19 protein-coding genes and 1 pseudogene are annotated in these 17,066 nt (G+C 40.2%); 6 read left to right on the forward strand and 14 right to left on the reverse strand.

Annotated elements, in window-relative coordinates:
• Positions 1–45: 45 nt before the first annotated feature.
• Positions 46–294: a class I ribonucleotide reductase maintenance protein YfaE gene (gene yfaE, locus IHV77_RS00360; RefSeq protein WP_194812196.1), complete on the forward strand. Its 249-nt coding sequence runs from the start codon at positions 46–48 to the stop codon at positions 292–294.
• Here yfaE and dapB read toward each other — a convergent pair.
• The 13 genes and pseudogenes from dapB to IHV77_RS00425 form a co-directional block, all read right to left on the reverse strand.
• A complete protein-coding gene (gene dapB / locus IHV77_RS00365; protein WP_194812197.1) occupies positions 289–1,101 on the reverse strand; it encodes a 4-hydroxy-tetrahydrodipicolinate reductase in 813 nt (270 codons plus the stop codon). The two genes, yfaE and dapB, sit on opposite strands and share 6 nt — an antisense overlap.
• Positions 1,102–1,114: 13 nt before the next feature.
• Positions 1,115–1,747, reverse strand: a complete 633-nt coding sequence (locus IHV77_RS00370; RefSeq protein WP_194812198.1) for a LysE family transporter — start codon at positions 1,745–1,747, stop codon at positions 1,115–1,117.
• A gap of 8 nt (positions 1,748–1,755) precedes the next feature.
• Complete coding sequence (locus IHV77_RS00375; protein ID WP_194812199.1) at positions 1,756–2,238, reverse strand: phosphatidylglycerophosphatase A family protein; 483 nt, start codon at positions 2,236–2,238, stop codon at positions 1,756–1,758.
• 69 nt (positions 2,239–2,307) lie between these two features.
• Positions 2,308–2,608 (reverse strand): annotated as a pseudogene (locus IHV77_RS00380) (AIR synthase related protein); the annotation flags it as partial.
• 66 nt (positions 2,609–2,674) lie between these two features.
• A complete protein-coding gene (gene nusB, locus IHV77_RS00385) occupies positions 2,675–3,109 on the reverse strand; it encodes a transcription antitermination factor NusB (protein ID WP_194812200.1) in 435 nt (144 codons plus the stop codon).
• 5 nt (positions 3,110–3,114) lie between these two features.
• On the reverse strand, positions 3,115–3,588 hold the full coding sequence (gene ribH / locus IHV77_RS00390) for a 6,7-dimethyl-8-ribityllumazine synthase (RefSeq protein WP_194812201.1): 474 nt from the start codon (positions 3,586–3,588) through the stop codon (positions 3,115–3,117).
• 102 nt (positions 3,589–3,690) lie between these two features.
• Positions 3,691–4,134 (reverse strand): YcgN family cysteine cluster protein, encoded by a 444-nt coding sequence (locus tag IHV77_RS00395; protein ID WP_194812202.1) that lies wholly within the window; start codon positions 4,132–4,134, stop codon positions 3,691–3,693.
• Between the two features lie 65 nt (positions 4,135–4,199).
• Positions 4,200–5,183, reverse strand: coding sequence for an FkbM family methyltransferase (locus IHV77_RS00400; RefSeq protein ID WP_228550020.1), 984 nt, complete (start codon positions 5,181–5,183; stop codon positions 4,200–4,202).
• 114 nt (positions 5,184–5,297) lie between these two features.
• Positions 5,298–6,971, reverse strand: a complete 1,674-nt coding sequence (gene glnS, locus IHV77_RS00405; RefSeq protein WP_194812203.1) for a glutamine--tRNA ligase — start codon at positions 6,969–6,971, stop codon at positions 5,298–5,300.
• 101 nt (positions 6,972–7,072) lie between these two features.
• The gene (locus tag IHV77_RS00410; RefSeq protein WP_194812204.1) at positions 7,073–7,675 is read right to left on the reverse strand and encodes a hypothetical protein; all 603 of its coding nucleotides are present in this window, start codon (positions 7,673–7,675) and stop codon (positions 7,073–7,075) included.
• The gene (locus tag IHV77_RS12000) at positions 7,615–8,007 is read right to left on the reverse strand and encodes a MuF-C-terminal domain-containing protein (protein ID WP_194812205.1); all 393 of its coding nucleotides are present in this window, start codon (positions 8,005–8,007) and stop codon (positions 7,615–7,617) included. Before IHV77_RS12000 ends, IHV77_RS00410 begins: the two co-directional genes overlap by 61 nt.
• A gap of 218 nt (positions 8,008–8,225) precedes the next feature.
• A complete protein-coding gene (locus IHV77_RS00420) occupies positions 8,226–8,753 on the reverse strand; it encodes a hypothetical protein (RefSeq protein WP_194812206.1) in 528 nt (175 codons plus the stop codon).
• Positions 8,754–8,850: 97 nt separating this feature from the next.
• Positions 8,851–9,477, reverse strand: a complete 627-nt coding sequence (locus tag IHV77_RS00425) for an NUDIX hydrolase N-terminal domain-containing protein (protein WP_194812207.1) — start codon at positions 9,475–9,477, stop codon at positions 8,851–8,853.
• 339 nt (positions 9,478–9,816) lie between these two features.
• On the opposite strand from IHV77_RS00425, the gene IHV77_RS00430 reads away from it, so the two are divergent.
• The 5 genes from IHV77_RS00430 (at position 9,817) to IHV77_RS00450 (ending at position 15,924) form a co-directional block, all read left to right on the forward strand.
• Complete coding sequence (locus IHV77_RS00430) at positions 9,817–10,998, forward strand: efflux RND transporter periplasmic adaptor subunit (RefSeq protein ID WP_194812208.1); 1,182 nt, start codon at positions 9,817–9,819, stop codon at positions 10,996–10,998.
• 17 nt (positions 10,999–11,015) lie between these two features.
• Positions 11,016–12,947 carry a MacB family efflux pump subunit gene (locus IHV77_RS00435; RefSeq protein WP_194812209.1) on the forward strand — a complete coding sequence of 644 codons (1,932 nt, stop codon included), beginning with the start codon at positions 11,016–11,018 and terminating at the stop codon, positions 12,945–12,947.
• A gap of 168 nt (positions 12,948–13,115) precedes the next feature.
• A complete protein-coding gene (tdeA, locus tag IHV77_RS00440; protein WP_194812210.1) occupies positions 13,116–14,483 on the forward strand; it encodes a toxin/drug exporter TdeA in 1,368 nt (455 codons plus the stop codon).
• A gap of 57 nt (positions 14,484–14,540) precedes the next feature.
• Complete coding sequence (locus IHV77_RS00445) at positions 14,541–15,170, forward strand: histidine phosphatase family protein (RefSeq protein ID WP_194812211.1); 630 nt, start codon at positions 14,541–14,543, stop codon at positions 15,168–15,170.
• Between the two features lie 430 nt (positions 15,171–15,600).
• Positions 15,601–15,924 (forward strand): HI1450 family dsDNA-mimic protein, encoded by a 324-nt coding sequence (locus IHV77_RS00450; RefSeq protein ID WP_194812212.1) that lies wholly within the window; start codon positions 15,601–15,603, stop codon positions 15,922–15,924.
• A 37-nt stretch (positions 15,925–15,961) separates the two neighbouring features.
• Here the strand turns inward: IHV77_RS00450 and IHV77_RS00455 are convergent, their stop codons facing one another.
• The gene (locus IHV77_RS00455; RefSeq protein ID WP_194812213.1) at positions 15,962–16,879 is read right to left on the reverse strand and encodes a lysine exporter LysO family protein; all 918 of its coding nucleotides are present in this window, start codon (positions 16,877–16,879) and stop codon (positions 15,962–15,964) included.
• Between the last annotated feature and the right edge of the window lie 187 nt (positions 16,880–17,066).

Here is a 17,066-nt window from a genome sequence, read left to right on the forward strand (position 1 = left end):
ATCAACATTTTTTAATTTAATTCACTATATTTTTTCGATTCTATCATGAAAATTCACTTAATCCGTAGCCAAACCACGCTCGATTTCAACAATGAAACCAGCTTACAGGATCATTTAGAACGTAACCATATTCATCACGAATATCAATGCCGTAGCGGTTACTGCGGATCGTGCCGTGTGAAAATTAAAAAAGGCAAGGTCTCTTATGCAGAAACGCCCCTTGCCTTTATTCAACCTGATGAGATTTTATTATGTTGTTGTCGTGTGGAAAGCGATATTGAACTGGATTTATAGGTTATTCAAATCCAGCACATCCGTCATATCAAACAATCCCTTTGATTTAGTTTCCAACCATTTCCCTGCCCGCACGGCACCGTTGGCAAAGGTCATACGGCTGGAGGCTTTATGGGAAATTTCGACACGTTCGCCGATATCGGCAAACCATACGGTATGCTCTCCCACAACATCCGCAGCACGAATGGTGGAAAAACCGATTTCATCCCGTTTACGTTCGCCGGTAATACCTTCACGACAGAATACGCCTTGCGTTTTTAAATCACGTCCCAGTGTTTTTGCAATATGTTCTCCCATTGAAAGTGCTGTGCCTGACGGTGCATCCACTTTATGACGGTGATGCGCTTCAATGATTTCAATATCACAGTACTCCCCCATCACTTTGGCGGCTTTTTCAAGTAATTTGAACACTAAATTCACACCCACACTATAATTTGATGCAAATACAATTGCGATTTTTTCCGAAGCGGTTTGAATTGCCGATTTCCCCGTTTCATCAAAACCGGTTGTACCAATTACCATAGGCTTATTATTCGCCACACAAAATGCCAAATGTTCAAGCGTGCCTTCCGGACGGGTAAAATCGATTAACACATCAAAGTTATCTTTTTGTGAGGCTAAATCATCCGATACCGTTACACCTAAACGGCCGATACCGGCCAACTCACCGGCATCCACTCCGACTAAAGATGACCCTTTACGCTCAAAAGCTGCGCCTAATTCCACATTATCCGTATTCTGAACCGCCAAAATCAGCTGACGTCCCATTCTTCCGCCGGCACCGGCAATCGCAATCTTTAATGTCATTTTTATTTCCTTCTTATGAATGAATGATTTCGTTAATTCCATTGTAAATCAGTAATAAACCGAAAAACAAAAATACTATACCTGCTGCATTATCAATATAACGGCTATATTGGCTATATAATCGCTTAGCGATATTGCGTGAAAAGATCAATGAAACGGCATAAAAATAGAAGAAGGTTTCCACCACAATAACGGCAAAAGCGAACACGATTTGCCAAGTTTCGGTAATATTGACCAACACAAGAGACATTACGCTACTAAAATACACGACAACTTTCGCATTGGATAAATTCACCAACAACCCTTTCATAATTTCTTTTTTAATGGTGGTTTGTTGATTGAGTTCGGAAGCTGAAACCAGCTCAAATTGTGCGTGTTTTTTACTTCGAGCCATTAAAAAACCGAGATACGCCAAATAGCTACCGCCCATTAGCATTATGACACCGTGAAGCGCCGGCATCGTAACAAATAACATTGCTAATCCGAGCATGGATAATGCCGCCCAAAATGCGACACCGAGCGTGATGCCGAGAATACCGCATATTGTATTTCTGCGGGAATTACTTGCAGCCATACGGCTCACATAAAAGAAATCCGGCCCCGGTGTCATTAAACCGAATAAATGAACAATAATTAAATTCAGCATTATCAACCTCAAATTTGCAGAATAAAGAGAATCATCACGGCATAGAGGGCGGCAAGTACATCATCCGCCATAATACCAAAACCACTTTCCAATTTTTTATCAAAATAACGAATCGGAAAAGGTTTTAGAATATCGAAAATCCGAAATAGTACAAATGCCGTTAAACCCCATTGCCAAGAAAGTGTCGGAATGGCAGCCAATACAATAAATACGCCGACAAATTCATCCCAAACGATAGAGCCGTGATCATGAACGCCCATATCATCAGCGGTTTTTTGACAAAGACAGCAACCTAAGACAAAGCAAAGTGCGGTCAAAATCAGAAAGATTTTTGTGCCGAAAAGGGCAAGCAGTATGACACCTAAAATCGTACCGACCGCACTCCCCCAAGTACCGGGAGCAGGACTTAGCAAACCCGAGCCAAAGCCAAGGGCAAGTAAATGCACGGGATTCGCTAACGAAATTTTTTTTAAAGGATTATTTTCTGTCATTTTTCTTCCTTGACAGTGAATTAATTAACATAGATATAAAACCACAAGCCGAAGACATTACGATTCGATAAGCCAAGATTCTTCAATTTTTGGTAAAGTTAAGGTCAGAGAAATCCATTTAGGCATTGCCCCCATTGCGGCAAGATCACTTAAATTGGTCGTAACGGCTTTATAGACTATCAGGGGCAGAAATTTTTGGGAGAAAATAGGTATTTTCCACTATAGTATCTGTTGTAATGGCAAGTTGATAACTTTCCGGTACAGAAACCAACGCACAATCATCACCGATGGATAATTGTATCAAATCATCTGCTTGGGATTGTGATTTTTCAAAATATCGTTTGATCAGTTCAAATTCACCTATCGCCATATTTTGCAGCCTGTTTAAATAAAAAAGCACGCGTTATAAACGCGCGCCATTCTTTCTATAAAGCGATTATTTACGTCCTAACGCCGGTGCGATTTTATCCAACACACCGTTAATGTATTTATGGCTTTCATCCGCCCCAAATACTTTTGCCACTTCTATCGCTTCGTTAATCACGACTTTATAGGGGACATCCGATTCAAAGCGCAATTCATACACTGCCAAACGTAAAACGGCTTTCTCAATCGGATCAAGTTCATCAAAAGCGCGGTCAATATAAGGCTCAATAGTGAAGTCAAGGGTTTCGATATTTTCCACTGCCTGGCGAAATAATTTGCGGAAGTAAGGTTTATTCACACCGGACATATCCTGATCAAGTAAAAACGCCAGTTCCACTTGTTCAACATTATTACCAGAAACCGCCCAAGAATATAGGGCTTGAACCGCACATTCGCGCGCACGGCGGCGGGCTGAAGGCTTTTTGACTTGTTTTTGCTCTACCATAATGATTATGCCGCATCAATTTGTTGAAGAAGGTTCACCATTTCAAGCGCAGTCAATGCCGCTTCTGCACCCTTGTTACCCGCTTTTGTACCGGCTCGTTCGATGGCTTGCTCGATATTTTCAGTGGTTAATACGCCGAATGCGACCGGAATTTCCGCTTCCATCGCCACTTTGCCCAAACCTGTACTCGCTTCACCGGCGACATATTCAAAATGCGCCGTACCGCCACGAATTACCGTACCTAATGCCACAATCGCATCAAATTTTTTGCTTTCCGCTAAACGACGTGCGACTAACGGCAACTCATACGCACCCGGTGCGCGCACGATAGTAATATTTTCATCTTTTACCTGACCGATACGTTTTAATGCATCAATCGCGCCATCTAATAAACTTTCATTAATAAAACTGTTAAAACGGGCAATAACCACCGCAACTTTTGCGTTTGGTGCCGCTACCGCACCTTCTAAAACTTTCATACTTTTCCCTATGTAAATCATTATGATAAAACGATGGCAAATTCTAGCACAAAAATCACCGACTATCAGCATTTATCTCTTTCCAATCGCTATGAAAAACCTTTATACTTCGTCAATCACAAATTCAAACCAATCAATCACATCTCTTTCATGAATACCGTTTTCAATCAAAACACCCGCATTTTTCACAGACAGCTCATTACCGGATAACAATGGATGCCAATCCGGTAAAGGTTTCCCCTCATAAAGTAAACGATAAGCACAGGTATGGGGTAACCAATGAAAATCCGGAAGATTGTTTTTAGTGAGTTTGGTGCAATCCTTTTCGATTTTAAAACGCGCCGAATAATTACCGCACTTTCCCGTATTCACATCCAATAAATTACACGCAATACGGGTGTAGTAAAGTTTCTGCCGTTTTCCTCGTCCTTGAATATATTTACGATAACAACATTTACCGCAACCGTCACATAATGCTTCCCATTCAGGTTCCGTCATTTCAAGAAGAGATTTGGTTTGCCAAAAATCGGGAGTTAAATTTGCCATAAAAATCAGATAAAAAAGAAAGTGCGGTCATTTTAACCGCACTTTTAGAATTTCTCTACCTTTAATTAATTTATTTCTAATAAAGGAATAGAACTATTCTCTGAAAATTCAGATACTTGAGTTAAAAATGAAGGGATATTTTCTGCTGATTTAGGGTAACAAAGAAAGTTAATATCCACGCCTTCTAGTGTTTTGGGTTGACGGAAATAGTTATTCTTTTGATATCTATTACTTGCCAACCAATAGCATTGATAACCTATACCTTGCATATAATTTAAGGTTCTCTGTACTGTATTTAAATGCACTTCGATAAAAATAATAGGCTGATATTTTTCAATTAATTGTTTTGCTCCATTCAAGACTTGTAAATCAAAGCCCTCCGCATCGACTTTCAATAATTTTAGAGTCGTCAATTTATTAATTTCGATATGATCGTCTAAACGGACTACTTCAATATTTTCTAAATGAACCTTGCCCTTAAAATCGCCTTCCGTGCTAAATCCTTTATCCAGAGAAAAGCTACCATAATTCCAAGGAACTTTATAATCGGAAGATTGGATATCAAGACGTTGATGTTGCTCACCTACACCTTGTTGATAAGCATAGACATTAGTAAGGTGATTTAAGGTTAAATTACAACTGAGATGTTGAAAAAGAATACGTTGAGGTTCAAAACAGAATAACTTTCCTTGTGGGATAGCTTTAGCTAAAGGAACTGCGTGCATACCAATATTTGCACCGACTTCAATGACATTATCGCTAGCTGCAAGAATATGATGAAAAACGGCTACTTCAACTTCCGACCATTCGCCATAACATTGAGCATACTGGCTAATAAAATCGCCCTCAATTAATTTGAACAATCCCCATTTTAAATTGTACAATTGTGCTGTGCTGTGCTGTGCTGTGCTGTGCATGATGTTATCCTCTTTATTAATGTATAAAACCAAAGTGCGGTCATTTTCGGTATTATGTAGCAGTTGCACAACAGAAAAAGATTTTTTTATTTGGGTAGGGTGCGGTGAGCTTTGCGTAATGCACCATTTCATCAAACCTTGTTAATTGGTGCGCTACGGCTTCGCCTAACTGCAACCCTACAATGATTTGTGTTACTGCTACATAATATCGGTCAGTTTTAACCGCACTTTTACGTTATTTTAAACCTAAAAACCTTCTTTCAAGCTCACGGTTAAGTTAAACACTAAATGGTCAGCGCGACTGTCTTTGCTGTCGGCGCAATAATAACCTTCGCGTTCAAATTGGTAAGCTTTTTCCGGTTCTACACTATGCAGGCTTTTTTCTACAAAACCTTGTTTAATGATGAGTGAATTTGGATTTAACACTTCGGAAAGCTCTTCTGCCACCCCCGGATTTGGCACAGTAAATAAGCGATCATACAAACGAAACTCCGCCGGTAAATTATCTTCTGCGGAAACCCATTGAATTACGCCTTTCACTTTGCGACCATCTGCCGGATTTTTGCCTAAAGTTTCAGGATCGTAAGTACAATACACAGTCGTGATATTACCATCCGCATCTTTTTCTACCCGTTCCGCTTTGATCACGTAGGCGTTACGTAGGCGTACTTCTTTACCAAGCACCAAACGTTTATATTGTTTATTCGCTTCTTCGCGAAAATCCGCTTGATCGATATAAATTTCACGGGTAAAAGGCAATTCACGGGTACCAAGCTCCGGGCGATTCGGGTGATTCGGAGCTTTTAAGATTTCTTTTTCTCCAAAATTCTCAATCACAACTTTTAACGGATTTAACACAGCCATCGCTCGTGGTGCGTTTTCATTTAAGTCATCACGAATGCAGGATTCCAACGCACTGTATTCCACTACATTATCTTGTTTTGTCACCCCTATGCGGCGGCAAAATTCACGAATGGAAGCTGGTGTGTAACCACGACGACGTAAACCGGAAATCGTTGGCATACGCGGATCATTCCAGCCATCTACAATCCCGTCTGTGACTAATTTTAATAGCTTACGTTTGGAGGTCAGCGTATATTCCAAATTCAAACGTGAAAATTCATATTGGTGAGGCAATGGACGTTCAATTGAAATATTATCCAACACCCAATCATACAAGCGGCGGTTATCTTGAAATTCAAGCGTACATAACGAATGCGTAATGCGCTCAATTGCATCGGAAATACAGTGGGTAAAATCGTACATCGGGTAGATACACCATTTGTCGCCCGTTTGGTGATGGCTTGCAAATTTAATACGATAAAGTACCGGATCACGCATAACCATAAAAGGTGAAGCCATATCAATTTTCGCACGTAAACTTGCTTTACCTTCGGCAAATTCACCATTTTTCATTTTCTCGAATAAGGCTAAGTTTTCTTCTACGCTACGATCACGATACGGGCTATTTTTCCCCGGCTCCGTCAGCGTGCCGCGATATTCGCGCATTTCTTCCGGTGAAAGCTCATCGACATATGCCAGACCTTTTTTGATTAACTCAATAGCATAATCATATAACACATCAAAATAATCGGAAGCATAGTGAACATCGCCTGCCCAATGGAAACCCAGCCATTCTACGTCCTGCTTGATGGAATCAACGTATTCCACATCTTCTTTTACCGGATTAGTGTCATCAAAACGCAAATTACATAATCCGTTGTAATCTTTCGCTATACCGAAGTTTAAACAAATGGATTTTGCGTGACCAATGTGTAAATAGCCGTTTGGTTCAGGCGGGAAACGGGTGTAAACATTGTTGTGTTTACCATTTTCTAAATCTTCATCAATAATTTGCGTAATAAAATTATGCGGACGTGTGCTTTCCACCGTTTCTAGATTATGTTCTGTATTGCTCATAACTTTCTCAAATAAATAAAAAATAACTTCGCTATTCTATATGTTTTGTAAGAAAAAAAAAAGTTGGGGACTTCCTGCCTTTCTACCACAAAATTTAATAGTCAGACAATTAAACAAATAACACTCAATTTTACATCCTTATGATACTCAAGCGGAATACTCACATCATAACGCTCGGAGAGGTGTTTCATATTACCGGTTTTCAGTGCCGCATTAAGCTCCGCTAAGACTTCTTCATTGGCAGTGAGTTGGTTTATAGTGACGGTGTCATTACGGCGTTCGTTTGAGATTGCCTTGGCGAGTTCAGCGATAAAGGCGTTACTGTCAACGTTTTGTAAGACTTGGCGTAAATCATCACCGTATTTCGTATCTAAGCCACGGTGTGTAAGCTCGTGGTAGGCGACAAAGTCAATACGGTCAGCCGCGCTCATTCCGGGACGTGCTTCGATATTTTGCTTCGTTTCAGGATGATAAATCCCCTCAATACCATTCTTACGCACCACTTCCATTCCCGGGTGATGTATAAATTGATCTTGGCCGATTAAGTGGACGCTGTCCGCAAGTTTACCCAACGACTTTTTAAGACTCGCTTTGAGCTTATCTACGTCGATATTCGGATTTCCATCTGCAACACGACTATCCATCAACGGAGCGATAGAACTACGAACTTTGTCTCTAACCGAATCTCTGCGATACGCTTGCAAATTTTTTCCGTTCTCATAAAATACGGCTTGTTGGCAGAGTCGTCAGAAAATGCGTTAGCTAATTGTAGGCTAGGGTGGTTTTTGACAAGACATTGCCATTTTTTATTGTTCATATAGTAAACATCTCGCTTAGATAAATCATCGTTAGCGATTTTATCTGCATCGCGCTCATACGCTCTCTTGATGTTGATAAGCTCTAATCGACCGTCATCTCTCTCGAAGTGTAACGCCACAACCACTGGACTTTCTTTTCCTGTCTTAGTTTCAACCACACTTAGTTCAGTTAATACAACTAAGCCATTCTTCGTGGTATTAGACGCATAGACCGCCACTGGGTCATTAAGTTGAGCGGGGATTTTTTTACCAATTCCGGCGATAGGTTGTGGATATTTTTAAATTTACCTTTCCCTAAACTAAAATGCTCTCGCATTACTTTTTCAATAGTTCGCCAACTAATCTCCACCGGAACATCTGGCGTGCCAAGCATTTTAAACACATCAGGAGTTGTACCTAATTTAATGGTATTTTCTGGATAACCGCCTACTTCTTTTCAGTCTTTAAGGTTATTCAATCGCTCCGTAACACGATCCACCGCTTTCGCAAAGTCGTTATCTGCTCTTTCACTCAAACTAAATTTCACTTTAGGTGCAGTAAATTTCCCCTGACTTGAGTCAAACTTGACCGAACCGGTTTTACTTGGTGCCGCTTTCGATACAGTCACAGAGGTGTACGTAATAGGTGGCGTGTTCACCGCTTTCTCAACTGCCTTATCCACTTTCAACGACTTCCTGCCGTCTTGCGATAAAACATAAATCATCGCACCGTCTAAATTTAGCAAGTTAGCATCGTAAAACGCCGTCGGCATATTGATACAACCGTGCGATAAGGAGTTGTCGTTCGCCGTAGCAGACTTCAACGCAGCATGGCGTTCAGGTTTATTTATCAGACGATGAACCGCTAAAATCCCGCCGCTTTTACCTCGGATAAGTCCACCGGTTTGTGGGTCGGTAAAGTCTAAAACATCTTTGCCAAACACGGCTCTGTCTTTCGTGCCAGCGACAGTGTTATATTTCTGCAACTTAAATCGACCGCTCGGCGTGTTACCGAACGCATAGTACCTTATCACCTCAACTGAATATTTCTATGTCAAAATATTTTGTAACTCAATTTTCATATCAATCAAACTGCACTTCCCAATCTCTATTATTATGGGCTAAAAAACACATTCTTATTTGTTCTTCGGTATTTTTTTCATCGGCAAGCGGCGGCAAATTATCCATACTAAAATAACCGCTTTCAACTGTTTCGATATTCTCTTGAAAACACCCGCCGAGCACTTCACATTCTACAAACACTTTACAGACGTTATAGGCGAAAGGTTTTGAATTGTGAGTGTTCTTGTCATGTAAAGCTATTATGCGGATAGCTCTGACATCAAGCCCAGCTTCTTCCTTGACTTCTTTTTCAGTATTGGATTTCACGGTTTCCAATACATCGACCCAACCACCCGGGAGCGACCATGTGCCGTTGCGTTCTTTTACAAGCAAAATCCGGTTGTCCTTAAATATGACAGCCCGTGTATCCAACTTAGGGGTTTGAAAACCCATTTCGTTACAAAACAAATCGTTGACAATATCCAACGGCAAGCCACTCTTGGTACTCATTATTTCGGCGGCAATATCACGTATGCGCTCAAAGCGTTCGATGTCAAAAGGATCTTTTGAATATGTCAATCCTGCTTGTGAGAGGAATTGAAGTTCCTTAGCCCAACTAAGCCATTTAAGTTTTGTTTCTTCAGTCATCTGTGTTACTCCTGAATGAAAAGTGACGTTACATTTGATACTCACACCCGAGTATTGCTCCAATCTACGCCCAACTTTTGAATTACACAAGAAATTTCAGAATTATTCCTGATTGTGTCATTAGAAGACATCTCCCATCTATTGCCCATGACATTTTGGAATCACATAGATGATAAAACCTCCCTAATTCTCACCTAATTTAAAAATGTAAAAATAAAAAATCGGACAAATTAATTGAGAAATATTTTGTCTCACACCAAGATTTTTCGTGCAAAACGAGAGAGTTATCATTAAAATACGCAAACTGAACACTTGTTCATTATTTGGAATTTATTATCAATGAAGAAAATTTTATTTATACTCGGTCTTTTTATTTTAGGCGGTTTCGCCTTTTATTTTTTTACCGCGGACAACAATCAGCAATCCGCTTATCTCACTGAAAAAGTAACTCGCGGTAATATTGAAAAAACCGTTGTTGCCTCAGGCTCCATCAGCAGCATTAACGAAGTTGATGTCGGCGCGCAAGTTTCGGGTAAAATCACAAAACTTTACGTTACACTAGGACAAGAAGTAAAAAAAGGTGATTTGATTGCCGATATTGATTCTACTACTCAAATTAATGAGCTGAATACAAAAAAAGCCGTATTGGCAAGCTATCAAGCGCAATTAAAAGCAAAAGAAACCGCACTGAATGTGGCACAATCCGCTTACTCCCGTTATTCCAAACTTTATGCTCAAAAGGCGGCCTCGCTTGATGATTTAAACAATGCGAAAAACACCTTTGATGCGGCAAAATCAGAAGTGGATGCGTTGAAAGAATCCATAAAACAAGCGGAAATTGAGGTGAATACGGCAGAAACCAATGTCGGCTATACCAAAATTACCTCACCGATTGACGGAACGATTATTTCCACCCCGATTTCCGAAGGGCAAACTGTCAATTCGGCACAAACAACACCAACCATTGTAAAAGTGGCGGATTTGACTCAAATGCGCATAAAACCGGAAATTTCGGAAGGTGACATCACAAAAGTGAAAGCCGGTCAAAAGGTTATTTTTACAATTTTGTCCGAGCCAAACATTCGGTATGAAGGTGTAATTTCTTCTGTCGATCCGGCCACCACAACAAAAAGTGATAACTCTTCTAGTTCATCAGGCAATTCAAGTACGTCCGGCAGTTCCGGTGCGATCTATTATTATGCCAATTTAATCGTTGATAATCCCGACCGCACTTTGCGTATCGGCATGACGACGGAAAACAACATTAAAATTGCCGATGCGAAAAATGTATTGTTGATTTCCAATATGGCAATTCAAAAGAAAGACGGCAAAACCTTTGTAAATGTCTTGAACGAAAAAAATCAACCGGAAATGAGAGAAGTGGAAATCGGTGTACAAAATGATTTTCAAACGGAAATAAAAGCCGGCTTAAATGAAAGTGACAACGTCATTGTTTCACAAGTCGCTTCCGATGAAAAAGTAGGCGGTACGGTTCGTTCTCGCGGTCCGAGAATGTTCTAAAGTGCGGTAAAAATTTTATGAATATTATTGAAATTAATAAGCTCAACCGCTACTTTGGCGAAGGCGAAAATCGCGTTCATATTTTAAAGAATGTTTCCTTAAATATTGAAAAAGGCGATTTTGTTGCAATTATCGGCCAATCCGGCTCGGGTAAATCCACGTTAATGAATATTATCGGGTGTTTGGATACGGCAACCGACGGTTCTTATAAAATTGACGGCAACGAAACCAATCAGCTTTCAGCCGATCAATTATCCGATTTACGTAGCCAAAAGTTCGGTTTTATTTTCCAACGTTATAATCTACTTTCAAGTTTAACGGCGGCGGAAAATGTCGCACTCCCTGCAATTTATGCGGGAATACCGCAAACGCAACGTTTAGATCGCGCCAAGCAATTATTAGAGAAACTCGGTTTAGACGATAAATGGCAAAATAAACCGAACCAACTTTCAGGCGGTCAGCAACAGCGGGTAAGTATCGCTCGCGCATTAATGAACGGCGGTGAAATTATTCTTGCCGATGAACCCACGGGTGCACTGGATTCTCACAGCGGACAAAATGTGATGGAAATTTTGCGTCAATTACATCACGAAGGTCATACCATCATTATGGTCACACACGATCGTGATATTGCAGCCAGTGCAAATCGCGTTATTGAAATTCGAGACGGTGAAATCATTGCCGACAATCAAAAAGAAAGCGTAAAAAGTGCGGTCGAAAATCAGCCCAAAATTAAACCGCACTTTGGTTTCAGTAAAGATCAACTTATTGAAGCTTTTCGTATGTCCATCAGTGCGATTGTGGCGCATAAAATGCGCTCTCTACTCACTATGCTCGGTATTATTATCGGGATCACCTCGGTGGTTTCCGTAGTGGCATTGGGTAATGGCTCGCAACAGAAAATTTTAGAAAACATTAAGGGTATCGGCACGAATACGATGACCATTTTTAACGGTACGGGCTTTGGCGATCGAAAAGCCGAGCAAATGCAAAATCTCACGATAAATGACGCTAATGCATTAAATCAACAAAGTTATGTACAAAGCGTAACACCGAACAGCAGTTCAAGCGGTACTTTAGTTTATGGTAATCAAACCTTTTCCACCACCAATTTAAAAGGGGTCGGCGAGCAATATTTTGATGTTGAGGGCTTAACGCTCAAACAAGGAAATTTCTTTTCCGCTCAGGATGTGCAAGAAAATAATCAGGTGGTATTAATTGATGAAAATGGTCAAAAAACCATTTTTTCAAATGAATCACCGCTTGGAAAAATCGTTATGTTTAACAAACGACCTTTACGCATTGTCGGCGTGGTATCGGATAAACAAATGGGGGGGGCGAGTAGCTCGTTAAATATCTATGCGCCTTATACCACGGTGATGAATAAAATCTCCGGCAGCAAAAAGATCGGCTCTATCACAGTAAAAATCACTGATGATGTCAATTCGACAGTGGCAGAAAAAAGTATTACGGAATTACTGACTATACGCCACGGAAAGGAAGACTTTTTCGTGATGAACAGCGACACCATCAAACAAGCCGTTGAAAGTACGACTGGTACAATGAAATTGCTGATTTCTTCTATCGCCTTTATTTCCTTAATTGTGGGCGGCATTGGCGTTATGAATATTATGCTGGTTTCAGTAACCGAACGAACCAAAGAAATCGGTGTGCGTATGGCGATCGGTGCGCGCCAAACCAATATTTTACAGCAGTTTTTAATTGAAGCCGTACTTATTTGTTTAATCGGCGGTATTACCGGCATTTTACTTTCAGGCACAATCGGATTGCTGTTTAATTTCTTTATGGAAGATTTTGCTATGGCATTTTCCGCCGTCTCAATTATTACGGCGGTACTCTTCTCTACCCTTATCGGCGTAGTATTCGGCTATATGCCGGCAAAACGTGCGGCACAGTTGAATCCGATTACCGCTCTCGCTCGTGAATAGATTTTGTATAGTGAATTAAATTTAAAACTGCACCTTGCCACACGTATTTGTACTGTTCTTCAGTTTACAGCTTTGTATCCGTTTTAATTTAATTCACTATAAAACTGAAAAATGCGGTAAAATCTACCGCACTTTTTAACGATGATAATGATAATGAAGGAAAAAACAATGTTAAAAATGAAAAAATTAACGCTCGCTATTGTGATGGCAACAACCCTTGCAGGCTGCGCCAACATCAGTGATTCTTATAAAGCTAGCCAAGAGGACTATCAAAAATACCAAGAAATCACCAAACAATTCAATGTAAAAGAAAATTGGTGGGCGCTTTATAACGATGCGCAATTAAATCTGGTTGTCGAGCAAGCCTTATTGAACAACAAAGATTTGGCAAAAGCTGCCGTTGCCGTCAATCGTGCGCTTTATAATGCGAATTTATTAGGCGCAAATTTAGTGCCGAGATTTAACGGCTCAACAACTTCTAACGCACAACGCCGTATTGATAAAAGTGCAAGTTCCACAATTTCTCACTCAGGCACATTGAATGTATCCTATACCCTCGATCTATGGCGTCGTTTAGCCGATTCCGCCGATGCCGCCGAATGGGCACATAAAGCGACGGCAGAAGATTTAGAAGCAACCAAATTATCCTTAATCAATTCTGTCGTCACCACTTATTACCAAATCGCCTATCTTAATGATGCCATCAGCACAACCGAAGAAAGCATTAAGTATTACAACGACATCAGCAATATTATGCAACGCCGTTTAAATCAAGGCGTAGCGGATTCTGCCGCCGTGGATCAAGCGCAACAATCGGTATTAACGGCTCGTAACAATTTGATCAGTTACCAAACTCAAAGAAAAGCCGCTGAACAAACTTTACGTAATTTACTTAACTTAAAACCGGAAGAAGCGTTAAATATCACTTTCCCTCATATTCTTAACGTAAAAAATGCGGGGGTAAATTTAAATGTGCCTGTTTCCGTTATTGCTAATCGTCCGGATGTAAAAGGCTATCAATACCGTTTAAGCAGCGCCTTTAAAAATGCTCAGGCCACACAAAAAAGTTGGTTCCCGGAAATTACTTTAGGCGGCAGTTTAAGCTCGGCAGGAACCAAAGTCGGTAATGCACTCCACAACCCTGTTGCGGGCGGTACGATTGGTATTAGCTTACCGTTCTTAAATTGGAACACGGTAAAATGGAACGTAAAAATTTCAGAAGCGGACTATGAAACCGCACGTTTAAACTACGAAAAAAGCATTACCACCGCATTAAACGATGTTGATACCAACTACTTTGCATTTACTCAAGCACAGAGTGCCTTTGCCAACCTGCAAAAAACCTTTGATTACAACAAACGAATCACACAATATTACCGTAACCGTTATAACGCAGGCGTATCGGAATTACGTGAATGGTTAAATGCGGCAAATACGGAGAAAAACTCACAACTTGCTATTTTACAGGCAAAGTATGGTCTCATTCGGGCGGAAAATTCGGTATATAGCTCAATGGCAGGTTACTATTCCCGCTAATCACTCATCATAAGGAAGTTTCGGCTTCCTTATTTTTTAACGGAATTTCTAAGAAAAATGAAGAAACAATTAACTTTTTACTTTATCCGCCATGGCAGAACCTTTTGGAATGAACAGGGGTTAATGCAAGGTCATGGCGATTCTCCCTTAACGGAACAAGGGATTTTAGGTGCGCAAAAGGCAGGCGTTGCTTTGCAACATATCGATTTCAGTGCGGCTTACTCCAGCTGTTTAAAACGCACTATTGATACGGCAGAATTAATTATCGGCAAACGCGATATTCCATTATTTCAGCATAAAGGATTAAACGAACAATTTTTCGGAAAATGGGAAGGACAATGGGTTGAACCCTTACGTGAACATCCTGAATTTAAACAAATGATCAACGACCCGGCAAATTACAAAGCCGAAACCAATGGCGGAGAAACCTACCGACAAGTCGCTGATCGTGCAATGAAAGCACTACAGGATATTATCAAAATTCATCATTCCGGTAATATTCTCGTGGTTTCCCACGGGCATACATTACGCCTACTTATCGCCCTCCTCAACGGTGCAACGTGGCAAAATCATCGCGATGAAAAGCAATCCGTCCCTTTACTCAATACATCGATCAGTATCGTACATTATGAAAGTGAAAAAGGATTTTCCGTTGAAAGGGTCAATGATGCTTCGCATTTAGAATAATCGGTGAATATTTACCATTTCCCCCTAATAGAATAAAGAAAGCACTGGTATATGTGGCGTTACACAAATCATTGTAGGGTGCTGTTAGTCGTAACCGTGACACACCATAATTCATCGGTATTTTTGCGCTGCGTTACACCTTACGGCTAACGGCACTCTACCTATGGATATAATATTGTTCTCTTTGTACAACAGATTTTGTAGGGTGGGCAAATTTTTTGCCCACCGATTCAAATAAGGGATTTCAATGGTGGGCAACAAGTTGCACCACCCTACCTTTGTCTCCCTGCTACCGCTACATGATATTGAGAAATTTATACACAATCGCTTCGAGCGATTGTTATGCCTCACGGCACCGTTGGCAAGCCAACGTTCAAAATCTAAAGATTTTATAACCGCACTTTTTATTATTGATAAACGAGAAAACAAAATGACAACTGAAATTCAAAAATTAGATCCGGACGCAGCAATTGATATTGCTTACGATATTTTCTTAGAAATGGCAGGAGAAAATTTAGATCCCGCCGATATTATGCTATTCAATCTTCAATTTGAAGAGCGTGGTGCGGTGGAATTTGTGGAGACCGCCGACAATTGGGAGCAAGAAATCGGTGTGTTAATTGATCCGGAAGCCTTTGCCGAAGTTTGGATTGGCTTGGTAAACGATAAAGATGAAATGGACGATATATTCGCCAAATTCTTAATCTCTCACAAGGAAGAAGATCGTGAATTTCACGTAGTTTGGAAAGAATAAAGACAAAAAAGGGAAATCATTGATTTCCCTCTTGTTTTTATATCGGAATACTTGAGAAAAACACCAATAGCAGCGGTGGTAAAATATTCGTTACAAATCCAAAAGAAATCGCGATAGGTACGACTTCAATTCCGCCGGATTTCTGAATGATCGGCAAGGTACAATCCAATGCGGTCGCACCGGTAATACCAATTGCCGTTGAGCGAAAACGCTGCATAAAAAGCGGTACGATAAATAAACTCACAATTTCACGCAATAAATCATTAAAAAATGCAATACTTCCCTGCACCGGCCCCCAAGCGTTTGTCAGTACAACACTCGATAAAGAATACCACCCCATACCGGAAGCAAATGCCAAGCCTTGCGTAATCGGTATAGATAAAATAAAGGCGGCAATTATTCCCCCAAGTAATGATGTTATCGTAAATACAATGCCGGTTTGAAACCCACATTTATTGAAAAGCGCTTCTTTCAAAGAAATACCATTATTGCGTAATTGAACGCCTACAAAAAAGATCAATGCGATCAATACATAAAGATTAACGCCTGTCGGCAATATAAGCGATGATTTAAACAACCAGCCGACTAATACCCCAACAACTACGGTGAAGGAAAGCTTGAAAGAATCCATAAACGAATGCCAACGAGAAGTAATTTTTCCTTGGTATTTAAGGGATTCTGCGGGATTAAAATGATCATAGATCATCAATCCGATAATATTGACAGATAAAATAGAAATCGAAAGTATCAAAGCCGTTTTGCCTATAATCGGCAATATCGTTTCAAGACTATCTAGCTGTCCAAGCAAGTAGCCCATTAAAAATAAAATGACATAAAGCAAAAACATCACAATTCGATTAATTTTTGAAATGTAATTTTCATTCTTTATCTTGAGTAAATAACCTAATAACATCGGCACTAAAACAATTAATAATCCATTTATCATATCTTGCATAGCTGATTTCCTCTCTGTGCGAAATTTCTTCTAAGCATACGCTTTCTATCTATTGAATCAATCCACGGTGAATTAAATAAAAATATTTTTCTATAAAAATCTGCACCTTAATCAGTCGGTTTATTGATACGACTTTTGGGGTGCAGATTAAAGTGCGGTCTGTTTTCTCTAAGTTTTACGAAGAAAA

The organism is Rodentibacter haemolyticus (assembly GCF_015356115.1).
Lineage (GTDB): Bacteria > Pseudomonadota > Gammaproteobacteria > Enterobacterales > Pasteurellaceae > Rodentibacter > Rodentibacter haemolyticus.